Origin of the sequence: Bdellovibrio sp. ZAP7 (assembly GCF_006874645.1) — a bacterium.
Classification (GTDB): Bacteria; Bdellovibrionota; Bdellovibrionia; order Bdellovibrionales; family Bdellovibrionaceae; genus Bdellovibrio.
The window spans coordinates 3,161,730-3,184,834 of sequence record NZ_CP030082.1 but is presented as its reverse complement, the minus strand read 5'-3'; the positions used below and the strand labels follow the sequence as shown (position 1 = coordinate 3,184,834).

Genomic DNA, 23,105 nt, shown 5'->3' with positions numbered 1-23,105 from the left:
GGGGTTCAGCATTCATGTTTTGTCTATATATTATATCCCGGTTACAAGCCGGATGAAGGGCTGGGTACATGGCCAAAAAAACTGACGCGGCATCCGACGGAATCAAACTCGTCATCGTGGAGTCCCCGACAAAGGCAAAAACAATTCGTAAGTTTCTGGGAAGAGACTACGTTGTTGAGTCATGCATGGGACATATCCGCGATTTGCCACAATCCGCAAAAGACATCCCTGAAAAAGTGAAAAAAGAAAAATGGGCGCAGCTCGGGGTCAACGTTGATAAAAACTTTGAACCTCTTTACTGCATCCCCAAAGACAAAACTAAAGTTGTAAAGAACCTTAAAGATAAACTCGACGAAGCCTCAGAGCTCTATCTCGCGACCGATGAAGACCGCGAAGGGGAGTCTATCAGCTGGCATTTGCTTGAAGTTCTAAAACCAAAAGTTCCGACCAAACGAATGGTGTTCCACGAGATCACTAAAGATGCGATCCAAAAAGCGTTGAAAGACACGCGTGAGATCGACTTCAACCTGGTCCGTGCTCAAGAGGCGCGCCGTGTGCTCGACCGACTGGTGGGTTACACAATCTCTCCGCTTCTTTGGAAGAAAGTGGCGTACGGTTTGTCGGCGGGTCGCGTGCAGTCTGTGGCGGTACGTTTGATCGTTGAGCGTGAGCAAGAACGCATCCGCTTTAAAAAGTCTGCTTACTGGGGTGTATTGGCTGAGCTATCAAAAGATGGCGTGAACTTCGAATCTCGTTTGCAGCAATTCAAACAGCAACGTGTGGCAACCGGTAAAGACTTTGATGGTCTGACAGGTCAGTTGACAGCGGGTAAAGATGTTTTGGTTCTGGGCGAGAAAGACGCTGCGAAGTTGTCTGCTGATTTGAAATCAGGTCCATGGACAGTTTCTGATGTTGAGGAAAAACCAACATTTAGAAAACCGGCAGCACCATTCATCACTTCAAGTTTACAACAGGAATCGAATCGTAAGCTGGGCTTATCTGCTCGTGAGACGATGCAGGTTGCACAAAAACTGTACGAGCAAGGTTTCATCACCTATATGCGTACGGACTCGACATTCTTGTCTAATGAAGCAGTCAGCGCGTCTCGTGATTGCATCACTTCAAAATATGGCAAAGAGTACTTAACTCCACAGCCGCGTACTTACGCTGCTAAAAAAGTTAAAGGTGCGCAGGAAGCCCATGAGGCGATTCGTCCCGCGGGTACTCAATTCCAAGACCCAGACGAAACGGGTCTGACAGGTCATCAGTTCAAACTTTACGATTTGATTTGGAAACGTACGATTGCATCGCAAATGGTTGATGCCCGTCAAAAACAAGTCAGTGCAAAAATCACTGTGGGTGATGCGATCTTTGGTGCCTCTGGTATGACGATCGAGTTCCCAGGTTTCTTGCGTGCGTATGTTGAGGGCTCTGACGATCCTGAAGCCGATTTGGCGGAACGCGAAGTGCGATTGCCGGCGCTTAAGGTCAAAGACTCTGTAAAGTGCACTAAACTTGATCCAACTTCTCATGAAACAAAACCTCCAGCTCGTTATACCGAGGCAAGCCTCGTGCAAACGATGGAGAAAGAAGGCATCGGTCGTCCGTCAACGTACGCATCTGTTATCGGTACTATCATCGATCGCGGATATGTTCGTAAGGGTGGTACAGCATTGATTCCGACATTCACGGCGATGATCGTTTCCAAACTACTAAGCAGCTATCTGACTCAGTATGTGGACTTGGGCTTTACTTCTGAAATGGAACAAAGCCTGGATAATATTGCAGACGGTGAATTGGATTGGGAAAGCTATCTTGCCTCCGTGTACAAAGGCCCTAAAGGTTTGCGTGCCATGGTTGATAATCAAGAAGAAAAAATCAATCCCGATGAAGCTCGTACAATGTCCTTGGAAGGCATGGATAAATATAAATTCCATGTCGGCCGCTATGGTGCGTACCTGACAACTCAACGTGATGGTGAAGACGTCAGTGCTTCGGTTCCAGACAACGAATCGCCAGCGGATATTACTCCAGAGATCGCGGAAAAACTGATTGATCAAAAAATCAATGGTGCCGATGCTTTGGGTAAAGATCCAAAAACAGGCGAGCCGATTTACGTATTGAGTGGTCGTTATGGTCCCTACGTTCAATTGGGTGATGTATCGCCTGAAAACGACAAACCAAAACGTGCGTCACTTCCACCGAACATGCAGCCAGAGCAAGTGGATCTGCAAACGGCTCTTGATCTGTTGTCCTTGCCTCGCAGCCTGGGCGATCACCCGGGTACGGGTAAGGACATCAAGGCAGGTTTGGGTCGTTTCGGTCCTTTCATCGTTCATGATGGTGACTATCGTTCGATCCCTAAGGGCGAAAGTGTTTTGACGATTACTTTCGAACGCGCGATGGAAATGTTGGCGCAACCTAAGAAAGGCCGCGGTAAAGCAGCGGCGCTTCGTGATTTGGGTGCTCATCCCGAGACGGGTGATGCGATTCAAGTTTTCAACGGTCCTTATGGTCCTTACATTAAAAGTGGTAAGGTCAACGCGTCGTTGCCAGAGGGTACGACTGTTGAAACAGTCACTTTGGAACAAGCAGTAGGCTTGATCAACGAGAAGGGGCCTGCGAAGGGTTCTAAAGGTAAAGGCAAGGCCAAGTCTGCTCCGAAAGCAGCGAAGGCTGCTAAGGCTGCGACGAAAGCCGCTAAGGAAGCTCCAGCCGCACCTAAGAAATCCCTGAAGAGTGCTGAGTCTGCGAAAGACAAAGCTCAAGCTCTGGGAGTTAAAAAGGTCGTTACCAGAAAAGCTAAAAAGTAATTAATTTAAAAGCCGCTGCGAAACAGCGGCTTTTTTTATGTCTTTTGTATCAAGATGAAACTGGACTATCGAGCTAGTTGACTACAGCTGTAGTTTCGATAGACTACGGTTGTAGTCAGCGAGGTCTCGATGAAGAAACTGCCAAGTTTAGGTGAGCAAGAAATCGAAATTCTTCGGTACATATCCACTCACGGGGAACTCTCGGTGCGTGAGGTGGCCGACCATTTTGAAAAGCAAAAGGGCTTGGCGCGAACGACTATCCTGACTGTGATGGAGCGTCTGCGCACTAAGGGGTTCCTGACTCGCAGTAAAGTCGATGGAATCTTTAAATATTCAGAGAAAATCGAAGCACAAACGGTCATGAAGGGCAAAGTGACCGAATTCGTTGAGCGCACCCTGGGTGGGTCGGTTTCTCCTTTGATTAATTACTTTGCCGGTCAGAAAAAACTCAGTGCCGAGGAAATTGATAAGCTGCGTGCGATCGTCGCAGATTTTGATAAATCCAACAAAGGCGGTAGATCATGAGTACGTTGGATTTTTTGTGGAAGCTTTTGGTGGTTCTAAGTCTTAGCTCCATTTTCTTTTTTGGTTCTTTTTCCTTCTGTGCGATGGCCTTTAAGGGGCTGCGCGGAAAGTTTCTAAGACAGTGGTCGCAAATCACAATTGCCGCATTTTTGCTGGCGATGGTTTCGTTCGCATTGATTTTAATGTCTTTCGATCAGGGGTTGGAGCTGGGCTGTTTTAGTCAGTTTGTAAAGTCCCAGGGCTCGATGGGTGTGACCAGAATGTTGGGACTGCTTTGGAGTGTGGGCTTTGTTGCGTGGTTTGGACTTGATCTTTATCGCCACCGTCAGTTTATGGACGCTTTAAAAAATGAAACTTTAGAAGAATGTGGTGAATTCACTCTGACGTCGAACCAAGTGGTGCCGTTAAGTTATGGTGTAACGGTGGGTCGGGTCTCCATTCCCGTGAATGTTGCCCAGAACCCAGAGCATTTGAAGCACGTCCTTGCCCACGAATTCACTCATGTGCAAAGTCGCGATGGATTTTGGAACTTGCTTGAGACTATTTGCCTGCGTTTGTGTTGGTTCAATCCTTTAATGCAGGTTTTTCATCGTCAGTATCAGCTGTATACGGAAATGGCGACGGATGAGCTCGCCATTGAAAGATATAATTTGAATCCCAAGAACTATGCGGAGTGTTTGCTGGCCTTGATGCAACAACCTTCGGTAGTTCTGCCAGGATTTGTTTCCGGTGCCTCTGCAGAGTATTTGCAAATGCAGGCGCGCTTAAAAAATATCGGCGAAACTGTCAGCACCCCTCCGGCCAAAAGAAAATGGGTCTTAAGCCTTTCGATGCTACTTTTGTGGCTTTTGGGAGTGAATCAATCCTGGGCCTCGCTACAGATTCAAAAGCCTTTGGATCCATCTGAAATGGTGTGCATGCAAATCCAACACGAGTTGGTTATTGAAAAGTTATTACAAGTTCAACCTGAATCAAATAAGTGCGAATAAATAAGTAGGGGAGTTACGGTATGAAAAAAGTGATCCTTTTGGGAATGGTATCGGTATTGGGTGCCTGTGCAACGAGCGATAAGCAGATTGCTGACTATCTTAAGAAAAATCCTAAGGCTGTTTTTGACGTGATTGAAGACAATCCAGAGCAGTTCATTGAAGTTGTGAATAAAGCGGCTCGCAAAGCCCAACAAAACCAACAGCAAAAGCAAATGTCGGAAATGAAAAAGCAACAGGAACAACAGATCATCAATCCGTTGAAGCCGGCGTTGTCAAATGCTCGTCGCCTGTCAGGAACGGCGAAAGCGAAAATCACGATTGTTGAATACGCCGACTTCCAATGTCCTGCTTGTGCCATGTCTCATCCCGTTATTAAAGAAGTGATGAAGGAAAATGCAGGCAATGTTCAGCTGTACTATAAACACATGCCTTTAAGTTTCCATCCCATGGCTGAACCAGCGGCTTATTATTTTGAAGCGATCTTTAAGCAAGACCGTGCGAAAGCGTTGAAATTCTATGATCTGCTTTTTGAAAATCAAAAAAGTCTTAAAAACGTAGATTTCATCCGTCAGATGGCTAAAAAATCAGGTGCTGATATGGCTAAAGTGGCGAAAGACATCACATCTACGGAAGTTCAAATGATCGTTAAAAACGACATGTCTGAATTTGAGAAGATGGGGTTTACTGGAACACCGGTTATTCTGGTAAATGGCGTCGCTTTGCACGGAGCTCAGCCTAAAGAAGAAATCGACAAGATCATTGCGCTAACGACAGTGGAACCTAAATAAGGCCCGTGATAAAGTATCTGTAGAGGGAAATATGAAAATACTGGTTTTGTTCCTGGTTATGACGGCGGCAGAATTTTCTTGGGCTCAGGTGCAGTCGCAGCAGCAATGCGTGACGACGATTCGGGCCCGCTCCCTTTCGATTTCATCGGCGGATGCTGAAAAGCTTTGTTCCGGGGATTATCCTGAAGTGGTGAACTGCGCGGTCACGGCAAAGCAGACGTCGTTGTCGTCGATGGACGATGCCTTGAAAAAGTGCCGTGGTGAGTGGGGGACAACCGGTAAGGATGTCACTCCTAAGGAGCCCGTAAAGCCGACGGCCGCTGCGACCAAAGAACCTGCGAGTGTCCCTGTCGATCAGATGGCCCCGGGAGCTGAGAAATCCCAAGATCCGTCCCCAAAAGACCCTAAAAAAGCTGATGGGGCCTTTGAAGAGCTTTAAGTCCCTCCCGTAACCAAACTCTGACTGGACAAGGGCCCTTTGCTCTGTCTAACAAGTAGTCACAGTCCTGGTAAAAAAGAAATTTGTGCAGGGCTCTTTCGTGGCATCGATTTATTTGGTAAATTTTGAAGCCCGTAAGAGGAATGTGTTCCATGAGTGAAGATCAAAAACGAAAAGGCCAACTCGATTTAGGAATAAATCGTACGCCAGAGAAAGATAGAAACTTTCATCTGGGCGGCCGCAGTTTTTATTTCTTCGACTTTGACGACAACATTGCCTTCTTAACCACTCCACTGATTTTGTTCCATAAAGACACCCGCGCTGAACAGCATATCTCCAGTGGAGATTTTGCCCAGCACAATGCGACGATTGGTAAAAGCGGTGTTTATGGTGAATTTGAAATCGACTTCTGTGACGTGACAGGTACCTTCCGCAATTTCCGTGATCATAATATTTCTGATGTGGAGAAACTTGCGGGTAAAAGCCAGGTCTTTGTTCAAGACGTGGCAGCGGCTTTGGGGTACCCCGACTTCCAGTGGAAGGGGCCTTCCTGGGAATGTTTTTATCACGCGACTTTCAATCAACGTCCGCTGTCCGTGATCACGGCTCGCGGCCATCACCCTGATACCTTGAAAGAGGGTATTAAGGTGTTCGTAAAAAATAAGCTTTTGCCGCTTGAGCCAAACTATCTAAGCCTGTATCCGGTTAGTCATAAACCGACTCGGACGTTGTTGGGTGACATTAACTTCACCGAAGGCACAGCTGAGTTGAAACAGCGTGCGATCAGAGCAAGTGTTGAAAAAGCCATCGAGATCTATGGGTATAACGCTCATCATCGTTTCGGGATGTCTGATGACGATCCTAAGAACATCGAATTAATCGTCGAGGAGATGACTCGACTTAAGGCGAGGTTCCCGGAGATGTCGTTCTTTATGATCGAAACTCAGCATGGCAACTTCATCAAACATGAAGTCAAAGTCGGCGGACTCCAAGGTCAAAAAGTGGAGGATCTCTCCCAACTGTCCTTTTTTGAAGAAGACCGACGTAAGTCTTAAACAATCTTACAGTCCTAAATTTTTGAACTCCCACACAAATTGAATGCTCTAGAAAAAAATCCTGCTAATCTTAAGTGATTAGGACGCTCTCGCCCGAGAGCCAAGGAAGGACCATCATGAGTTCAATCTCTAAGGGATTAAAGGGTTTAGTTATTGCCGGTTCACTCGCAATAACGTCAGTTGCCACTGCACAATTAAAAGACGGTTTGGAATGTCGTTATATCTCCGTCATCGAGCAGGGTTTCCTGGCAAATCACGTGAAATATTCGGATCGCAATGCAGATCTTGCAACACGAGTGACTGAGCAATACTTGAAGCGCTTGGATCCTTCCAAAATTTATCTAACTCAAGCTGATGTTGATAGCATCAAAAAAGACATGTCTAATGTTTTTGAAAAAACCAAAAACAGAGATTGTACATTCTTGGACAAAGCTCAAAAGTTGGTTCTTGAAAGAGTTCAAGACCGCGCAAACTTTGCTAAGAAATACTTGGGCAAAGATTTTAAATTCGATGAAAAGACTGAGTTCGCTTTCGATCCAGATAAAAAGCCATGGCCTAAAAATTCCGATGAAGCCAATGAGTATTTGAAAAAGTACATCCAATTCCAAATTGGAAACTACCTTGCAACGGACATGAAGTTAGAAGAAGCGAAAAAGAACGTAGAGAAAAACTACGAGCGCGCGGTAAAACGTACGCAAGAAACTTCTCAAGATGACCTTTTGTCAGGTTACTTGGATTCTTTCGCCAGAGGTTTGGATCCACACTCTAGCTTCTTCTCTAAAGACGTTCTTGAGGATTTCGAAATCCAAATGCGTCTTTCCTTGGAAGGTATCGGAGCGACGCTTTCTTCCCAAGACGGTTTCACAGTAGTTGAAGCCCTGGTTCCAGGTGGTGCAGCAGCGAAATCTGGCTTGATCGAACCGCAAGATAAAATCATCGCGGTTGGTCAGGAAAAAGGCCAAATGGAAAACGTCATCGATCAAGATTTGAAGGATGTTGTTAAGAAAATCCGCGGTGACAAAGGAACTAAAGTTCGTTTGACGATCTTGCGTAAAGCAGGTGAGGGTAAAAAACGCTTCGATGTTACTTTGACTCGTGAAAAAGTAAATCTTGAGGACGAAGCAGCTTCTTTGACCTTCATCGAAAAAGAAGTTGAGGGTAAAAAGAAAAAAATCGGTATCCTGAACTTCCCAAGCTTCTATGCTGATTCTCGTCGCGGTGGCAGATCCTCTGCAGCTGATATGAAGAAATTGATCAAAGAAGCGGTTGAAAAGAAAGCGGACGGCCTAGTGCTGGATCTTTCTAACAACGGTGGTGGTTCTCTTGAAGACGCCGTTAAAATTGCTGGTTTGTTCTTCCAAACAGGTAACGTAGTAAAACAATCCTCTAAAAATGAAGGCCGTGCGGAAGCCGCTCTTCGTGATACAGATGCGACTGTTGACTGGAATGGCCCATTGGTTGTTCTAACCAGCCGTATCTCTGCATCTGCTTCAGAGATCGTCTCTGGTACTTTGCAGGACTATAAACGGGCCGTGATCGTTGGTGGTGACCACACTTACGGTAAAGGTTCTGTTCAATCCGTATTGCCGATCCCGAACAATTTGGGCGCAATCAAAGTAACAGTGGGTATGTTCTTTGTTCCATCTGGCAAATCGACTCAGCATCGTGGTGTTGATGCCGACATCGTACTTCCAGGTCCTTTCTCGACTGATGATATCGGCGAGAAGTACATGGATTACTCTTTGCCACCAAAAACGATTGAATCCTTCATTTCTCCAGATGCATACGTAAAAGAAGGCCCTGGCGCATGGAAAGAAGTGAAAGCAGACTGGTTGAAATCATTGTCTGAAAGATCTTCTGAACGTGTGGCGAAATCCGATGATTTCAAAAAGATCGTGGATGAATTGAACAAAGCAAAAGCCCGCGGCAAAGTGATCCGTGTGAGCGAAGTGCTAAAAGATAAAAACGAAAAAGAGAAAAAAGAGAAAGCCAAAAAAGTAGCAAGCAAAGCGAAAAAGAACGAAGAGTACTTGAAGCGCGCAGATATCCAAGAGGCGACGAATGTACTTCTAGATCTGATTCAGCTTGAAGATGGCAAGGCTTTACCGCCGGCGCCGAAACAAGCGAACGCTAAATAGTTTGTTGCTAGATTTGACATGTTAGTTGTTGTTGAAAGCCCGGTCTCAAGCCGGGCTTTTTTTATTTGCAGAACTTCGGCAAAAGCACCGTGTGCGCTTGGATAATGTCGTTGATGGACATGAGATTGAGTTCCCGTAGGTTCTTGTTCCATCGCAAACGATTGTCTTCCATGGAAGCAAAGAGTCTGAAATAGCAGTCTTGTTCGACGGTTATTTGGTGAATCATATCAGCTTGTACCAATTTTTTTGCCAGTTTGTACCGGGAGCCAAACTGCTCGATCTCGCTATCAGTTACGTTGGCATCGCCTCCTTGGAGACGTTTCATCAGCGAAGCAAATTCATATCTCGCGGCTCCCATAAGCAGGGCATTTCGAATCCAAGGAACATTTTTAGGTTTTTGAGTTTTGGCTTTTGCCGCGGCAACTAATGCCTCGTCTCCCGGCAGAGTGACCTTCATATAGTGTCGAGTAACGGCTTCGATCTCGGATGTATTAAGTCCGATATCAAGTGCCTGTCCGTTCAGGTTTCTGAGGCATTCATGAATACCCAGTGCCTTCAAATTGCGTGCATCCATAAGGTCTAAAAGGCGAGCGGAAAGTATAATTGTATTTCCAAGGAAATAGGCAGCCGGCTCCTGAATATGGCGCGGAAGCCTTGGGGAATAGAAATTTTTTTCAGTGGCTTTGGCGCCAAGTTTAATTCTTGGTTCAATGAAGAATGTCGTCGTAGTTAAGGACCAGCAGCGATTATAGGCCAACGAAGCGAATAACGGAAAATCTTGGTAGCTTTCTTCCAAAGCAACCAAGGAATCTTTAAACGCTTCACTGAAGAGTCCAATGTGTCCTAAAGACCGCAAAGGGGCTGGATCTCGATAAACGATGTTGTTGATGAATTCATTGTATTCCACCGGAGACATTCTTTTAAGTCGATCTAAGAATCTTTCCTTGGGATTGATCAGATCTACAAGTTTTACCATGCCATCGGAGACGACAACCATCCCTCCACCACCTCCAGAGTCTCCTCCCTGAACCAGAGATGCCGAAGGCTTAACGGCTTCTTTGCGAACCATTTCCTCGTATTCTTTTTCTGAAGGATCTTTATTGGTCACCTGTGATTCGATCGAATTTTTATCATTTTTGGAGAAGGTGACCTTCGGGGGATTTTTGGTTGGAGAGACAAGGCTTGCCGCCCACGCATTGAAGGTGATGAGTGAAACCACTAGAATCGCTGCTAGAGATTTTAATATTTGCATCGGCACTCCTAAGAAATAATATGAGCAAATCTAATGCCCGCTTGGTTCAAATCTGGAGTCAGTAGGCCGTCTCAAAATGGGACGAAGACAGAAACCGGCAGTCAAACTTGGGTAGATCGCCGGTTTCACAAGTCAGTTGCGGGTTATTTAGATAGTTTTTTGCAAGAAACAAGAACCATGTCCGACCCACCAGCAGACAATAGTAATTCTGAACCGTTAGTCATTGAACCAGGGCCTTTTTTTCCATCTAGTCTTTGAATGTCGACACCCCAGCTAGATCCAATTTCAGAGATCATGATTTCGCCCAGATCAAGGGGAGTATTTGGAGTGATATTATAGAATGTCCCGCCAGGAATAGATTTATCAGCAAGATCAGCCGTGTACGTAAGTTTGTATTTTTCTCCGCGTACCATAAGATTGCACTTATAGAGTGGCGCTGAATTGCTAGCTTGAGCCATGTGGGTAGTTAGAAGAGTTGCTGCGATCAATAGAGCCTTTTTCATAGAAACCTCCTTAAGGTTTGTTTGTGTTTTCGTTGAGCAGGTTTTAGTTCAATTCAACGCGATGCATCCAGGTGGAGTTTTTGAAAGTTGTCGGTGAATGTTTAAGCTACTCGCCAGTTGATGTTTAAGTTATTGATAATTAAAGGTAAATTTGGTCCAGGGAAATTGAGTCCGGGGCTTCATTTTCGCCAGATTTCTGCCGAAAACAGGGTATGACCGAAACATCCTTACCCAGTATCTACTCATTTAAAGACTACAAAAAATATCTGCAAAAGTGGATTGAGGTCCATCCTATGAAAGGGAGGGGGATTTTGTCAGCGATGGCAAAATCCTTGCGCACACAAACTTCGTTTTTATCGCAGGTGATTTCCGGAGAGTTGAATTTTAGTAGTGAGCAGGCGCTGGATCTGGCTGCCTATTTAAAACTTTCGGAATCAGAAACAGACTATCTATTATTGATGGTCGCCTATGCTCGCGCAGGCTCGGCAAGTCTTCGCGCACGACTTAAGAAGCAAGTTGAGACAGCTAAAGAATTGGGAATGAAAGAGCGAGTAAAATCCGACATCACCTATGTGCTATCTGAGCAAGATCAACAGATCTATTACAGTGCCTGGTATTACTCTGTGATTCACATTGCCGCGACGCTGCCGTCATTGAGAAATGCAAAGGCGATCGCGCACAAGTTGGGGCTTTCAGTTTCTTTGGTGGAAAATGTTTTGGAGTTTTTATTGGCGAAAGATCTGGTTAGAAAAGACAAAGATGGCCATCTGACTTTCGGCAACAGTCGCTTGCATCTTGATTGGAACTCGCCGCTGCAGGTTCGTAATCATTCTAATTATCGCATGCTGACTATGAACAGTGTTGATAAGGGAATTAAGTTGGAAGATCTCCATTATTCTTCGGTCGTATCGTTGGCGAATGAGGACTATCAAAATATACGCGATACGATTAGCCATATGATTCGTGATGCCCGATTGAAAATTCGCGAATCCGAGCCCGCAGAAGAATTGGTTTGTTTTGCTGTGGATTTCTTTAGAATCGGAAAATTAGATTAGCTAAAGAAAGTGTCTTACTTTGAGACACTTTTCGGTACGGCCTTTGCTTTTGTAGTTCTTTGAATTGGAACTATGATCGAAAGGCTCCAGGAATGAATTGGCTTGGGATCTCTGCAAAAGCTTTTGGCAGGGTCGTGACAGTTGTTGTCATGGGGTGCTTGCTATTTGTGGGGGCTGTGGCGAATGCGGGGCCTTCTGAGGCTTTGGCGGGGCTGGAGAAGTTTGTTGGGCATATTAATAAGTATTCCAAGGTTATGAGGCTTGAGAAGGTTTCTTCGCTTTCTGGGGGGAAACACTCTGACGTTGTCATGGCTATGGAGAATTCTCGGCCTACTTATGTGCTTCGCTATGATGACGTGGCGTTGGCTCAGCCTGAGCATTTGGTTCGCTCGATGGCTTTTATTCAGACAGTTTATATGAATCTTTCTGCTAGCTATGGGCGCATGGAGCTTTTTTATAATGCGGAACATGGCAGTCGGGCGGCGCTGGCGGATAAGCAGTATCAGGAAGTTCGTTTTTCTTTTTCTGTGAATTCTGTGAAATATGCGAAGTCATTCCTTGCGGATGCAACGGATAATCTTGATGCCAAGGTTGAAGCTGTCATGGGGAACTATGAAGCTGAGAAAGAATTTACTAAGAAACTTGTCGATCAGGCATTTAAAGAAGTGCGGGCTAAGGATCGCAAGCTTTTGAAGGATCGTGCCGAGTCGCGAATTCTGGATACCCTGGAAGCCCAGGAATTGAAATTAAATGACTTGGTTCTTAAGAATGATCGTGCGGGAGTTGCAAACATGCTTGAGGCTTACCTGCCTTGGAGTGTGATGGAACCCTTTGAGGCTAACGTTTGGAAGTCCTGGCTTCAAGCCATACGTTCACCGGATCTGACAAACACCGTTGTCGCCGTTCGTGGTGTTGATTACGAGACCGACAAGGTTCAACGCCTGACTTTGCCTAATGGTTCAGAGAGATTGGGATTCTTTTCTACCGTCTTAACCAAGAATCAAGGTAGCTATACTCGTCGTCTTCGTTCTTTGACGACGAATCGTCAACAGGCTGACGCTGATGATGCGGCTCCGACGAAATTGCTGACGAATCAGTATTGGAATCATTCGGCAGATCCACGCGCTTCCAGCTTTATTTCATTTAGCTTGGATCCTCAGGTTGTTGCTGGCTTTGTGGGTGCGCCTAAATATCGTAAAAATAAAATCGAAGCGGGTGGCGGAATACTTGCTGTTCGCATGGACAGTCGTCGCTTGTTCCCGAATATGAGCTCGGGGCTGGCTGGGGAGATAGAATATCTGGCGCCGTTGATTATTTTCCCAGATGAAGTGGTCTCTTATAAAGAGGTCGTTAGCTATCAAGACAGTGCGGCAGTTATTGAAGCTGTTGTCGAAGAAGTGAAAGCGAAAACCGGAATCACTCTGACTGAGCAGAGCGGCAGCATGGCAGAGGACCGATTCCAAAAAGCTGGTGGCGAGGCCTTCAAGCGCCAATTGGAAACTAAAAATAATATTTTGATGTGTTCGAAAGTTTTTAACTAAGGAATATCCGTATGAAGCATGCGAGAAAAACTGTTAAGATTTTAGGAAGTACACTGATTCTATTGACGTCCTTATCAGCCTGGGCTGAAGGGCCACAATGCAGTCAGATCTTTTCTTCGCAAGTGCGCTTTACTATCAAAGAAGACGGAGTTACTGCTAAAGAAGTTGATGTCTTTCGGAAAGTTGTCGATGATTTAAATTCCCACCTGGGGAGCCTGATTACCCCACAAAACGCAGAAATATTAGTTTATAAGAAGCACTCAAGTCCTGCGGCTAATCCGTTTCAGAAGACGGTAGTGGCCGGCGTTCACTATAAGCGCACACATAACAATAAGGAGTATTTGAAGACTCCGAATTTTTCTGTTCCTATTCTTGCCCACGAATATGGCCATTTAATTTTCATGGAAAACTATGGGCGGGTGGAACCTCGTTGGACGGAAGCTATTGAGAGTTATCAAGAGGTGAAGATCCTGCGTGCGAAACGTGCTAGCTTGCAAAATGAGAATAACCAGCTTTCAGATAAAGCCAACTCGTTCAAAATTAAGAATGAACCAGTGCCAGCCGAAATCACAGATCGTATGGTTGCGGTCGCTCGCGAAATTCAGGAGTTGCAGCAAAAAGACCAGGAACTAATGACCAAGTTCTATCAGGTTTGGGATAATAATACCGCTTATAATGAATTCTTCGCAGATGTCGTTGCTGTTATGTATACAGGTAAATCTGATTCCGTATCCAAGGCTGTGGCCTTCGCCACCGATCTGCAAAATACACGGAATAAGAAATTCATGAAACAATCTGCACAGCAACGTGACTTTGAAAATCACCGCGATCACGACGTGGATATGGAAGGTCATAATTTCTTTTCAATCTCTCGTGATGACATCTGGGATTCTTATCTGGCAAGTCCGACGTATCGTAAAGAAAAAGCCACGGTCATGATGGAAGCGGTGTTTGCGGCGGTTGCGAAAGAAAATTCCTACAAGATCGATCATCCGGAAATTAAGTTTGAAGACAACTGGAAGATGTACAACAAGCGCTTAAGTGACGCGATCGAAGCAGAAATGTCAGCTCGTGGAATTCAAAAGTTGAAATGACAGACCGGACCAGCCTCTGAGAAGGTCATGCGCTCTTCCGCACTAGAGACTAAATTTTCGCCCAATAAAAGCGGAACATTGCGATGACCAGACAGGTGAAGATAATCCAAAGGTAACCCTTCCAAGTTCCTTTAAGGTCTGCATCACTGAGCTCCATCTGCGAAAAGACGGCGATCACCAAGTACCACCATGCAATCAGCCCCCAAGAGAAACCCGGGAAGTTTGCAAAACGGGGGGTGTGAGTAAAGAGTTTTCCACCTGGAATAAAATAATAAAAAACAGCAGCACAAATCAAGGGGCCAATGATCAAAGGAGCAATGCCGATAAAAAGCTCGCCCATTTTTATCCAGACTTTAAAAGGCCAGATGACGGAACGAGGTCTGCTGACCACGTGCCCGTGAGAACCGTCCTTGGCTTTCCAATCAAAAAGTTTGATGTCTTCGATTTGATGAAGAAAGAGAAAAGCTGCAACGGCATGGCTGATTTCGTGAATCATGATTCCCGGAGAGAAAATCAGCATGAACGCATTCGGTCCCAGCCACTGTGAAATTTTCGTACGCAGAATAATAGAAATGTGATGAAGCACGAATCCCAGGGCGAAGAGTGCGGCTGAATACTTAAGCAAAGTCCAAAGCGTATTAAGCCCAAAAACGAGGGATGGATATGTGTTGGTCATGATGCCAATAGAATAAGATTTCTATTGAGTCGAGGCAAGATAGGTCAGAATTATCTGGCGAACCTGGTCCATGATAAAGGCCGCATCATCAGGACCGCCTTGATAGTTCATAGCTCCCATACTCATTTTAACTTCGGTAGGCCCCGCAGTGATAGTAAACGAGCCCAGCGAACATGACAGGGTCGATCCGGTGAATTTAGCCGCTTGGGGAGTCTGCACGCAGGACTTAACCATGTTTTCCCAGGATTTCCATTGCGGTGGTTGGGGGTATGCAGAGGCCGCAAGTTTTGGTACTTCGGGCATTTCAGCTTCTTTCGAATCCGTTTGTTGTTTCTGTTCGACGGCAGAGTCGATACTGTTTTGCAGGTCTGTGATCTGATTCATCACGCAAGTACCGGACGGCAACATTGCTTCATTTAAATTCGCACAATTAATATTAAATGAGCATTTCTTGCTGGCGGTATCAAAAGCTCCACCCAACTGCAGGCACAGTGTTTGTCCCGCAGAATCTGAAGTATCGCACGAAACTATTTTTTGATTCTTATCGATTAGAAAATGCAACGGTATATCAGTGAAAGTCTGATTCGAGCCAACGGACGTTTTTAGCTTTTGATAGCGAATTCGAATTTTTGCATCCAATGCCAACGGCGCGGTGGCAGAACTTTTATTGACTGTATAGGCTGCCCAATCAGCAGGTGCGGTCTCAATAGCAATTGTTGTAATCTTTAAGTCGCGTGTTCCCAGTATCTGATCTGCCTCGAGCAAGCTTTCGTCTGCTTGTCCCTTAATACTGCTCAAGTTGAGACGACCGTTTTGATCCAAGACGGCGTCGGTAAAATTCTTGTTACAAGAATTCCCATTTTGAAGTGCTGACTTTACCATGCCTTCGATCTTCATCTGACTGACTTTTGTAAGTGCGAGCGTGTTGAGATTGAAGGAATCGTTTAATGAAGTCATCAGCGATAATCCAAAGACCAACATGATAGTCGATAGGACCAGAACGCTGACCAGGATTGAACCATTCTCCGAGTTCACTAGAAACGTGTGTTTTGAAACAGTTTTCATGAGCGACCCTCACTGTTATTCTTTTCGGAAAGTGAACAATATTTCTAAATCAAACTTTGGTTGTTTCAGAAAAGAGAAATATGACGATGGGAAACATCAGTAGTAAATCGGGCTATACATTAATAGAAGTATTGGTGAGTTTGGCCCTCGTGGCGATTCTTGTCGGCGCACTGGGAGCGATCTTTCAGACATCCTTCAAAGGCGCAAACTTAGTAGAGATGCGCAACTCCGCTGCGAATTTGAATTTATCCTGGCAGCAAAGTTTAACGAATCCTGAAATCTGCGAAAAGAATTTTAAGAACATGAGCTTCAGCGAAACGGGCGGTACGTCGGCTGAAAAGTTTGTGGACTTATCTAACAAACCATTGCTGGCTCCAGGGATTAAATCGCCCGTAAATGATTTGTTGGTGCAAACAGTGCAAGCCAAAATTCGTGAAGAAGATTGGAAGCATTTCAAAGATGCGCAGTCGGGATTAGGTACCAATAACTATATTGCGAATATCGATATTCAAATTGAATTGGAAAGACAAAAAGAACAGATCTCCTCTAAATCAAACTCCTTGGCGGTTTCCGTTCCGGTCTATTTAAATGCCGCGGGTGTGGTGGTGGGATGTCTTTCGTCCCAGGCAGATATGGTGGCGAATGCCCAGCAGGTCGCTTGTGAACAACTGGGCGGCGTTTTTGATATCGAAACTTCACAATGTAATTTTAAACAAGACTGCGCCAGTATTCCTGCAAACTCGGCAGTCTCGAAAGAGTGCTTTGATAAATTAACAGCGGGACTTTCTGATCAGCTAAAAGACTTAAACAGTACTCCAACAGCGGCGGTCGTAAAGGGCCTGCAAGGTACAATCAAAGACTGTCTGGCGAACTCACAAGGCGCGGTGGTGGCCACTGATAAAACCACATGTCAGTTGGGCAGTACTAACTTTTCTGCGACACCGACGGAATTTTCGTACACTCAAGGTGCAACCAATTACACTTTATCAGATCCGGTTTTGGCGAAATACCTTTTCGAGCTTGTCATAAAATATCAAACCGATGGCTTGATGAAAATCACTGTGGGGGCAAAATGAGAATGAAGCATAACGGTTTCTCGATCATTGAACTGTTGGCTGCTATCGCCCTCGTGGCCTTAGTTACGTTAGGTCTTGCAACGGTACTTAAGATTTCCAAAGATTCCAATGCTCTGGCGGCTAATAAGCTGAGTGAATCAGATCTTATGAATAATACAATGGTCAGTATCTACACTCGAAAATCCTGTGATGCTTCCTTTAAAGGAAGAACCTTGGACGAGAAAGGGGTGCTGTTGGTGGATAATGTTCAAGACGGTAATGGTGCTGAGATCATCAAAAATGGTATGAAGTTAGAACAAGAAAAACACAGCGTAAAATCCCTGCGTTTGTTCGCGACAGAAGAAAGCTGGAAGGATTTTAAAGATCATACTTTCACTTCCCCTGACGAAGTGGTTCCCTTAAATGCGAATCTTGAAATCGTTTTTGACCGCCCTCACAAGGAACTAATCCACGAGACAAAATCGCAGACCATTTCATTTCCTATTTCAGTCAATCAGGCCGGTCTGATCAGTCAATGCAACGGTGGTGATGGCAATAACTATCAAGATGTACTAAAAAGTGCGTGCCTGGGGTTTGGCGGCCTCTTTGATGCTAAAACCGGCCAGTGCACCGCCTCCCAGGATTGCTCACAAGTTTCTGCCAACGCACCAGTCAGTCAAAAATGTGTCGCAGAAAAACTTAAATCTTTGAAAAGCCAACTTGCAGGAAAACCGAAATCCAGCTTCATGATAGGTTCGATCAAAGAATGCTTCGCAAGTCCTTATTCGCAGAAAAGTCGAACGGCTACGGGATTCAGTTGTGTTTCGGGCTCCTTTAACGCCAAGGCTGAAAACGGAGTTTTCACTTTTACCTATGGTTCGATGAATTACTCCGTCACGCAGGCCGACCAGTACAAACAAATCGTTGATACGGTCGCGACGTTTTAGGTCATTTGCTAAAAACCTGTTTTGCTTTCATCACGGCTGCGGCTGCTTTTTTAGAGCTGATACACGCTTTTCGCGCATACTCGTCAGCTTTTTGACCCAACTCCCAAATAGCTTGATTGATTTCTTGCATCGTCAGATTTTGCACTCTTTTAGTTTCATAGACGGCACTTGATTCGTATCTGTAAGCCATAACGTCCTCCAATTAGTACATTCTGGCCTGGGAGTGTTGAAGCACTGTTGAAGTTCTCAGCTTGAAGCATCACTTGGCGAGAAAATGACATAAATTTTAGCGCTCAAATCGGCTATATGCCGCTTCCTACAGCAGGTTTTTGAGGGATTTTTACTATTTGCGTCAATTGGGGTGAAAAAGGCAGACAATTTGACCTGTTCTCGCTTAGATAGGGGCCTTGATTTATGTGATTAAAAACCGTGGAGAACTGAGTACATGTCTAAAAAGACCACTGTAAAACCAGCTGCCAAAAAAACCGCTTCTGCAAAAGCAAAAGCGCCGGCAAAAGCTGCGACTAAATCCGCTGCGAAGTCTTCAAAAAAAGCTGCACCGAAAAAATCTGATTTCGGTGGTTTGTCTGAAGAACTTTTGTTGAGCATGCACGACCTGATGGTCAAATCCCGCGTTCTTGAAGAGCGTGTTATCAAAATCTACAAAGCCGGTGAAGGTTACTTCTGGATCGGTGGTCCGGGCGAGGAAGCTTTCGGAGTTCCATTGGGTTTACTAGCCCGTAAAGGTAAAGGCCTTGAGTACGACTGGTTCCATTTGCACTACCGTTGTACGCCAACGATGGTTGCGCTAGGTATGCCAATGATCGAAGCCGTTCGCTTGATGATGAATCGTGCGACAGATCCTTCCACAGGGGGGCGAAACTTCGCAGGTCACTATTGCTTCCCTCAGTGGAACGTGGCTCCTGTAACTTCTCCTATCGAAGTTCAATACCCAATCGCTTGCGGAACAGCGCACGCACAAAAACGCGCGGGTCACAAATCGATCTCGATCGTAACGGGTGGTGACGCAGGTACGGCAGAGGGCGAATTTGCAACATGCTTGGTATGGTCATCTCGTAAAGGTCAAGAATTGCCAGTATTGATCACTGTGCAAAACAATGGCTTTGGTATTTCCACTCCGTATGAAGGTCAACATGGCGAGACTCATATCGCGGACCGTGCGAAAGCTTTCAACATCCGCTCGCGCGTGATCGATGGAACTAATCCAGTTGAGACATACATAGCTTTGAAAGAAGAAATGGATTACATCCGCAAAACGGGTAAGCCGTCTTTCTTAGAAGTAAAAACGACACGCTTGTACGGTCACTCGTCTGCAGACGGTGCGAACCGTAAAACAGATCTGTTCGATCCGGTTTACAAGTTCCAAGAGAAATTGATCGCTGCTGGTATCTTGACTGAAAAGGCTGCGCAAAAAATTTGGGAGATCTACGAGGAAGAGGGCGTTAAAGCTCAAGAACAAGCTCGTGGTGAAGCAGGTCCTGCTGCAGAAACAGTGTGGGATCATGTGTTCGTGAATAATGAAAATGCTGATTGGAGAAAATTCTAATGGCAAGCGTAGCTCAAGCAATCAGAATGGCCCTTCACTACGGTGAAAAACACATGGGCGTTAAAGACATCTTCGGTCAGGACGTGGGCGCTCCACTGGGGGGCGTATTCACGGCGACTCAAGGGCTAAAAACAGCCTGGAACACTCCACTGGACGAGCGTGGTATCATCAGTATGGCGATGGGTATCGCGATGACAGGTGATAAGTGCGTGGCTGAAATCCAGTTCGCAGATTATATCTTCAACACGATCGATCTTTTGAAAATCGCCGGCAACACTTTGTGGTGCACAAACGGTCAAGTTCAATTGCCAATGGTTGTGATGACTCCGGTGGGAGCCGGGATCTTTGGTTCCGTTTACCACTCTCACTCTTTCGACGCTTGGGCATCTCGTTTGCCAGGTTGGAAGATTGTGATGCCTTCGAATCCTTTGGATGCTTACGGTTTGATGTTGGCAGCCATTGAAGATCCAAATCCGGTTCTTTATTTGAAATCTAAAGCATTGATGCGCCATAAAGGTGACGAGTTGATCCCTGGTGAACCAGAGGACGAAAAAACTTTGAAATCAATGATCGATAAGCCCGTACAAAACTCTCAAGGCTGGAAAGCTAAGTGGCCTGAGCTTGAGAAATACATCGTGCCAATTGGTAAAGGTAAAATTACTCACGCGGGCGAGCACATCACTGTAGTTACCTACAGCCGCATGGTGCACCTATGTGACGAAGTTGCTAAGAAATTGGCAGATGAAGGTATTTCGGTGGAAGTGATCGATTTGCGTTCGATCTATCCATACGACTGGCAGATGATTAAAGCCTCTGTTGAAAAAACAGGTCGTGTATTGTTCGTAAACGAAGACACTGAAGTAACGAACTTCGGTGAGCATTTGGCTTACAGAACAACTCAAGAGTGCTTCTATTCGTTGATGGCGCGTCCTCGCGTCCTTGCAGGTAAAAACTTGCCAGGTATCGGTTTGCATCCCAACCTAGAGAAAAATTCTGTTCCTCAACACCACGACATCGAAACAGCGATTCGTGAAATCGTTGCAGAGGTTCCGTAGTCATGTTGAAGGGAGTCGGTCACAGAAAAAAAGTTCGTCGTAAAGTTTCAAAGAAAACTGGAAAAACGCAGTTTGATAAATACGAACTGTACAGCAAAGCTGTGCAGTCGGCTGAAAACGATGTAGTTTTCATTCGCAATACTTACAAGGAGCTTAAGAAAAAAGCTCCGCGAATTTTCCGTGAAGACTTCTGCGGTACATTTGCGCTTTCAACAGAGTGGATTAAGCTGGATCCGAAACATCAGTCAATTGGCGTGGATTTGGATCCAGAGCCAATTGCTTACGGTAAAGCGCACTATCTGTCTAAGCTGAGACCTGAGCAGCAAAAACGTATGAAGGTTATCGAAGGCAACGTGATGGATCCTAGTCTGGAAAAGGCTGACATCATCGCTGCGATGAACTTTTCTTACTTCTGTTTTAAGCAAAGATGGATGCTGAAAAATTATTTTGCGAACGCTTACAAAACGTTGAGCAAAGACGGTATCTTCTTGCTGGATGTGTTCGGTGGCAGTCAATGCTACGACGCTATCGAAGACAGAATGAAGCACAAAGATTTCACTTACTACTGGGATCAGACAAACTTTGACCCTGTGACGAACAACGCTGTTTTTCATATTCACTTCCGTGTGGGTGGTAAGAAAATTGAACAGGTTTTTACATATGACTGGCGCTTGTGGAGTATTTCCGAAATTCGCGAGATCATGCATGAAGTGGGTTTTGCTAAAAGTCACGTTTACTGGGAAGGAACTGCAAAAGATGGTTCTGGTGACGGTAATTTCACGCGTGTCGACCACGGTGAGTCTTGCGAATCATGGATCGCTTATGTCGTTGCCGAGAAATAAGGTGTAGACAAATGAGTCCTGAGCTATAAACAAATAATGTTTTTGAATATTATGGTTTTAGCAGGATTCATGGCGGCCGCCTCACCCGAGGCCGGGCGATCTAAAATCCAAATATATACAGTCGAAACCCCGCCAACTGTTGTCAAAAAAGCGGATGGTGTGGATGGTCTTGGTGGCGAGTTTGGCAAACTGATCGCCGCCACTCTTAAAAAATCCGGAAAAGAAAAAGATTTCGAAGTCGTTTGGGTGCCCTGGAAAAGGGCTCTGTTGGAAGTCGAAAGAAATCCTCATGCGTTGTTTTTTCCGTTCACTCGTACTTTCGAGCGAGAATACAAATTCAATTGGATTGTCCACTTAGCAGATGTCGATTGCTGGTTGTATGCCGTCGACTCGAATATTCAAATCACAGATCTTAAGGATTTAAGAAAGTACCGTATCGGTGTTTTAAGTGGCAGCGCGCGTGAGCAAGAACTGTTGCGCTATACGGGGAAGAATTCCAAAGTTGAAGGCATGACCGAAGACCTTGGTAATTACCGAAAACTTCAGTCTGGAAGAATTGATATTTGGGCAACACATCCGACGGTTATGGCCGAAGCCCAAAAGAATTTTATTTCTCAGGGACAGTCGGTGCGAACGGTCCGATCTTTAAAAAAATTGTTTTCGCAGAGTCTATGGATGGCTGGGAATCGTGATATGCCGGACACATCTCGTAACTTGGTGCAGACTGTGTTCGGCTGGGGTGGAAAGCGCTCCATCAAGCCGCCGCCAATGACGAGTGGGGATTTTCTTGATGGAACTTTGCTTTAGTTAAAATCAGCTTTCATAAAGAGCGGCGACAATGTTACACCAATTTCCTGAAGCTTAGGCTCAGGGAATTGTGGACCACGGTGAATAACACATAAAACATGGGTGATATTTGCGCCAATGCTGCGCAAGTCTGCTGTTGATAGAACGACCTGACCACCTGTGGTGACCACGTCTTCTATCACCAAAACTTTTTTACCTTTTAAATCCAAACCTTCGGCGAATTGACGGGTGCCATAATCTTTCGCCTCTTTGCGAACAAAAGCACAAGGAATGCCCGTTTCGAGGGACAAGGCCGTGGCGATAGGGATGCCTCCCATTTCTAAACCTGCAAGTATCTCTGTGTCTGCAGGAATCAGCGGCACCATTTGTTTGGCAATTTCACGAAGCAAAGCAGGTTGTGCTTCAAAGCGGTATTTATCAAAGTATTCGTTGGAAATCTGACCGGAGCGAAGTTTAAATTCTCCGGTTAAGTGAGCGACGTCATAGATTTTTTTAGCGAGTTCCGCACGAGTCATATTTCCTCCGGTATTACTCCGGCTTTGTGGGAGTAATCTTGTGTTACCTTCGGAAGTTAACTTTGGATTTATTTAAGACTTTGTTCAAGCCAGTTTTTAAAAGAATCGTTGATTGATGCGACGGGGAGAGCCATCACACAGGGAACTTCATAGGGGTGGAGCTCTTTCACGCGGGATTCTAAATTTTTATTTGCGTCAGAGCTTTCAAGAGTTTTCAGGATCAGAATATACTCGGAGCTTGTCTCTATTTTTCCCTCCCACCAGTACATCGAACTTATTCCAGGAATGATATTCGCACAGGCAATAAGTTTTTCCTGCAAAAGAGTGCGAGCGATATTTTCAGCACTCTTTTGCTCGGGACAGGGAATGTAATAGATGATCATG

General features: G+C 45.3%; 23 protein-coding genes. 16 read left to right on the top strand and 7 right to left on the bottom strand.

What is annotated here, in order from left to right; translation table 11 throughout:
• Positions 1-68 precede the first annotated feature (68 nt).
• The 7 genes from topA (at position 69) to DOM22_RS15285 (ending at position 8,747) form a co-directional block, all read left to right on the top strand.
• Complete coding sequence (topA, locus tag DOM22_RS15315; protein WP_142701216.1) at positions 69-2,813, top strand: type I DNA topoisomerase; 2,745 nt, start codon at positions 69-71, stop codon at positions 2,811-2,813.
• A 129-nt stretch (positions 2,814-2,942) separates the two neighbouring features.
• Positions 2,943-3,338 carry a BlaI/MecI/CopY family transcriptional regulator gene (locus tag DOM22_RS15310; RefSeq protein ID WP_142701215.1) on the top strand — a complete coding sequence of 132 codons (396 nt, stop codon included), beginning with the start codon at positions 2,943-2,945 and terminating at the stop codon, positions 3,336-3,338.
• On the top strand, positions 3,335-4,327 hold the full coding sequence (locus DOM22_RS15305) for a M56 family metallopeptidase (protein ID WP_142701214.1): 993 nt from the start codon (positions 3,335-3,337) through the stop codon (positions 4,325-4,327). The genes DOM22_RS15310 and DOM22_RS15305 overlap by 4 nt, the downstream gene beginning before the upstream one ends.
• 20 nt (positions 4,328-4,347) lie before the next feature.
• The gene (locus tag DOM22_RS15300) at positions 4,348-5,115 is read left to right on the top strand and encodes a thioredoxin domain-containing protein (RefSeq protein ID WP_246845680.1); all 768 of its coding nucleotides are present in this window, start codon (positions 4,348-4,350) and stop codon (positions 5,113-5,115) included.
• A 31-nt stretch (positions 5,116-5,146) separates the two neighbouring features.
• Positions 5,147-5,554: a hypothetical protein gene (locus DOM22_RS15295; RefSeq protein ID WP_142701213.1), complete on the top strand. Its 408-nt coding sequence runs from the start codon at positions 5,147-5,149 to the stop codon at positions 5,552-5,554.
• A 152-nt stretch (positions 5,555-5,706) separates the two neighbouring features.
• Positions 5,707-6,609 (top strand): hypothetical protein, encoded by a 903-nt coding sequence (locus DOM22_RS15290; protein WP_142701212.1) that lies wholly within the window; start codon positions 5,707-5,709, stop codon positions 6,607-6,609.
• Positions 6,610-6,725: 116 nt separating this feature from the next.
• Positions 6,726-8,747, top strand: a complete 2,022-nt coding sequence (locus DOM22_RS15285; RefSeq protein WP_142701211.1) for a S41 family peptidase — start codon at positions 6,726-6,728, stop codon at positions 8,745-8,747.
• A 61-nt stretch (positions 8,748-8,808) separates the two neighbouring features.
• Here DOM22_RS15285 and DOM22_RS15280 read toward each other — a convergent pair whose 3' ends face one another.
• Together DOM22_RS15280 and DOM22_RS15275 are read right to left on the bottom strand one after the other, a co-directional pair.
• Positions 8,809-9,999 carry a hypothetical protein gene (locus DOM22_RS15280; protein WP_142701210.1) on the bottom strand — a complete coding sequence of 397 codons (1,191 nt, stop codon included), beginning with the start codon at positions 9,997-9,999 and terminating at the stop codon, positions 8,809-8,811.
• A gap of 143 nt (positions 10,000-10,142) precedes the next feature.
• A complete protein-coding gene (locus tag DOM22_RS15275; protein WP_142701209.1) occupies positions 10,143-10,502 on the bottom strand; it encodes a hypothetical protein in 360 nt (119 codons plus the stop codon).
• Between the two features lie 212 nt (positions 10,503-10,714).
• On the opposite strand from DOM22_RS15275, the gene DOM22_RS15270 reads away from it, so the two are divergent.
• The 3 genes from DOM22_RS15270 (at position 10,715) to DOM22_RS15260 (ending at position 14,192) form a co-directional block, all read left to right on the top strand.
• A complete protein-coding gene (locus DOM22_RS15270) occupies positions 10,715-11,557 on the top strand; it encodes a TIGR02147 family protein (protein ID WP_142701208.1) in 843 nt (280 codons plus the stop codon).
• 92 nt (positions 11,558-11,649) lie between these two features.
• The gene (locus DOM22_RS15265) at positions 11,650-13,098 is read left to right on the top strand and encodes a hypothetical protein (protein WP_142701207.1); all 1,449 of its coding nucleotides are present in this window, start codon (positions 11,650-11,652) and stop codon (positions 13,096-13,098) included.
• An 11-nt stretch (positions 13,099-13,109) separates the two neighbouring features.
• Entirely contained in the window at positions 13,110-14,192 is a 1,083-nt protein-coding gene (locus tag DOM22_RS15260; RefSeq protein WP_142701206.1) for a hypothetical protein, read from the top strand.
• A gap of 49 nt (positions 14,193-14,241) precedes the next feature.
• Here DOM22_RS15260 and DOM22_RS15255 read toward each other — a convergent pair whose 3' ends face one another.
• Positions 14,242-14,868, bottom strand: a complete 627-nt coding sequence (locus tag DOM22_RS15255; protein ID WP_142701205.1) for a hypothetical protein — start codon at positions 14,866-14,868, stop codon at positions 14,242-14,244.
• Between the two features lie 21 nt (positions 14,869-14,889).
• Entirely contained in the window at positions 14,890-15,933 is a 1,044-nt protein-coding gene (locus DOM22_RS15250; protein WP_142701204.1) for a hypothetical protein, read from the bottom strand.
• A gap of 86 nt (positions 15,934-16,019) precedes the next feature.
• On the opposite strand from DOM22_RS15250, the gene DOM22_RS15245 reads away from it, so the two are divergent.
• Both DOM22_RS15245 and DOM22_RS15240 read left to right on the top strand, forming a co-directional pair.
• Positions 16,020-17,009: a type II secretion system protein gene (locus DOM22_RS15245; RefSeq protein ID WP_168196675.1), complete on the top strand. Its 990-nt coding sequence runs from the start codon at positions 16,020-16,022 to the stop codon at positions 17,007-17,009.
• Positions 17,006-17,935, top strand: coding sequence for a prepilin-type N-terminal cleavage/methylation domain-containing protein (locus DOM22_RS15240; RefSeq protein ID WP_142701202.1), 930 nt, complete (start codon positions 17,006-17,008; stop codon positions 17,933-17,935). The genes DOM22_RS15245 and DOM22_RS15240 overlap by 4 nt, the downstream gene beginning before the upstream one ends.
• 1 nt (position 17,936) lies before the next feature.
• Here DOM22_RS15240 and DOM22_RS15235 read toward each other — a convergent pair whose 3' ends face one another.
• Complete coding sequence (locus DOM22_RS15235) at positions 17,937-18,125, bottom strand: hypothetical protein (RefSeq protein ID WP_142701201.1); 189 nt, start codon at positions 18,123-18,125, stop codon at positions 17,937-17,939.
• A 255-nt stretch (positions 18,126-18,380) separates the two neighbouring features.
• Here DOM22_RS15235 and DOM22_RS15230 point away from each other — a divergent pair, with 255 nt between their 5' ends.
• The 4 genes from DOM22_RS15230 to DOM22_RS15215 are packed head-to-tail and all read left to right on the top strand — an operon-like array spanning position 18,381 to position 22,206.
• On the top strand, positions 18,381-19,502 hold the full coding sequence (locus DOM22_RS15230) for a thiamine pyrophosphate-dependent dehydrogenase E1 component subunit alpha (protein ID WP_142701200.1): 1,122 nt from the start codon (positions 18,381-18,383) through the stop codon (positions 19,500-19,502).
• On the top strand, positions 19,502-20,557 hold the full coding sequence (locus DOM22_RS15225) for an alpha-ketoacid dehydrogenase subunit beta (protein WP_142701199.1): 1,056 nt from the start codon (positions 19,502-19,504) through the stop codon (positions 20,555-20,557). Before DOM22_RS15230 ends, DOM22_RS15225 begins: the two co-directional genes overlap by 1 nt.
• A gap of 2 nt (positions 20,558-20,559) precedes the next feature.
• The gene (locus tag DOM22_RS15220; protein ID WP_142701198.1) at positions 20,560-21,399 is read left to right on the top strand and encodes a class I SAM-dependent methyltransferase; all 840 of its coding nucleotides are present in this window, start codon (positions 20,560-20,562) and stop codon (positions 21,397-21,399) included.
• Positions 21,400-21,435: 36 nt separating this feature from the next.
• The gene (locus tag DOM22_RS15215) at positions 21,436-22,206 is read left to right on the top strand and encodes an ABC transporter substrate-binding protein (protein ID WP_142701197.1); all 771 of its coding nucleotides are present in this window, start codon (positions 21,436-21,438) and stop codon (positions 22,204-22,206) included.
• On the opposite strand, the gene pyrE is transcribed toward DOM22_RS15215, so the two are convergent.
• Both pyrE and cutA read right to left on the bottom strand, forming a co-directional pair.
• On the bottom strand, positions 22,203-22,721 hold the full coding sequence (pyrE, locus tag DOM22_RS15210; protein WP_142701196.1) for an orotate phosphoribosyltransferase: 519 nt from the start codon (positions 22,719-22,721) through the stop codon (positions 22,203-22,205). The two genes, DOM22_RS15215 and pyrE, sit on opposite strands and share 4 nt — an antisense overlap.
• A gap of 68 nt (positions 22,722-22,789) precedes the next feature.
• Positions 22,790-23,104, bottom strand: a complete 315-nt coding sequence (gene cutA, locus DOM22_RS15205; RefSeq protein ID WP_142701195.1) for a divalent-cation tolerance protein CutA — start codon at positions 23,102-23,104, stop codon at positions 22,790-22,792.
• Between the last annotated feature and the right edge of the window lies 1 nt (position 23,105).

Excerpts from the sequence above, each read along its gene's own strand:
- DOM22_RS15240 (WP_142701202.1), top strand. The coding sequence starts at position 17,006 with ATGAGAATGAAGCATAACGGTTTCTCGATCATTGAACTGTTGGCTGCT.
- DOM22_RS15305 (WP_142701214.1), top strand. The coding sequence starts at position 3,335 with ATGAGTACGTTGGATTTTTTGTGGAAGCTTTTGGTGGTTCTAAGTCTT.
- DOM22_RS15275 (WP_142701209.1), bottom strand. The coding sequence starts at position 10,502 with ATGAAAAAGGCTCTATTGATCGCAGCAACTCTTCTAACTACCCACATG.
- DOM22_RS15260 (WP_142701206.1), top strand. The coding sequence starts at position 13,110 with ATGAAGCATGCGAGAAAAACTGTTAAGATTTTAGGAAGTACACTGATT.
- cutA (WP_142701195.1), bottom strand. The coding sequence starts at position 23,104 with ATGATCATCTATTACATTCCCTGTCCCGAGCAAAAGAGTGCTGAAAAT.
- DOM22_RS15310 (WP_142701215.1), top strand. The coding sequence starts at position 2,943 with ATGAAGAAACTGCCAAGTTTAGGTGAGCAAGAAATCGAAATTCTTCGG.
- DOM22_RS15280 (WP_142701210.1), bottom strand. The coding sequence starts at position 9,999 with ATGCAAATATTAAAATCTCTAGCAGCGATTCTAGTGGTTTCACTCATC.
- DOM22_RS15225 (WP_142701199.1), top strand. The coding sequence starts at position 19,502 with ATGGCAAGCGTAGCTCAAGCAATCAGAATGGCCCTTCACTACGGTGAA.
- DOM22_RS15235 (WP_142701201.1), bottom strand. The coding sequence starts at position 18,125 with ATGGCTTACAGATACGAATCAAGTGCCGTCTATGAAACTAAAAGAGTG.
- pyrE (WP_142701196.1), bottom strand. The coding sequence starts at position 22,721 with ATGACTCGTGCGGAACTCGCTAAAAAAATCTATGACGTCGCTCACTTA.
- DOM22_RS15250 (WP_142701204.1), bottom strand. The coding sequence starts at position 15,933 with ATGAAAACTGTTTCAAAACACACGTTTCTAGTGAACTCGGAGAATGGT.
- DOM22_RS15285 (WP_142701211.1), top strand. The coding sequence starts at position 6,726 with ATGAGTTCAATCTCTAAGGGATTAAAGGGTTTAGTTATTGCCGGTTCA.
- DOM22_RS15245 (WP_168196675.1), top strand. The coding sequence starts at position 16,020 with ATGGGAAACATCAGTAGTAAATCGGGCTATACATTAATAGAAGTATTG.
- DOM22_RS15300 (WP_246845680.1), top strand. The coding sequence starts at position 4,348 with ATGAAAAAAGTGATCCTTTTGGGAATGGTATCGGTATTGGGTGCCTGT.
- DOM22_RS15295 (WP_142701213.1), top strand. The coding sequence starts at position 5,147 with ATGAAAATACTGGTTTTGTTCCTGGTTATGACGGCGGCAGAATTTTCT.
- topA (WP_142701216.1), top strand. The coding sequence starts at position 69 with ATGGCCAAAAAAACTGACGCGGCATCCGACGGAATCAAACTCGTCATC.
- DOM22_RS15255 (WP_142701205.1), bottom strand. The coding sequence starts at position 14,868 with ATGACCAACACATATCCATCCCTCGTTTTTGGGCTTAATACGCTTTGG.
- DOM22_RS15270 (WP_142701208.1), top strand. The coding sequence starts at position 10,715 with ATGACCGAAACATCCTTACCCAGTATCTACTCATTTAAAGACTACAAA.
- DOM22_RS15290 (WP_142701212.1), top strand. The coding sequence starts at position 5,707 with ATGAGTGAAGATCAAAAACGAAAAGGCCAACTCGATTTAGGAATAAAT.
- DOM22_RS15265 (WP_142701207.1), top strand. The coding sequence starts at position 11,650 with ATGAATTGGCTTGGGATCTCTGCAAAAGCTTTTGGCAGGGTCGTGACA.
- DOM22_RS15215 (WP_142701197.1), top strand. The coding sequence starts at position 21,436 with ATGTTTTTGAATATTATGGTTTTAGCAGGATTCATGGCGGCCGCCTCA.
- DOM22_RS15220 (WP_142701198.1), top strand. The coding sequence starts at position 20,560 with ATGTTGAAGGGAGTCGGTCACAGAAAAAAAGTTCGTCGTAAAGTTTCA.
- DOM22_RS15230 (WP_142701200.1), top strand. The coding sequence starts at position 18,381 with ATGTCTAAAAAGACCACTGTAAAACCAGCTGCCAAAAAAACCGCTTCT.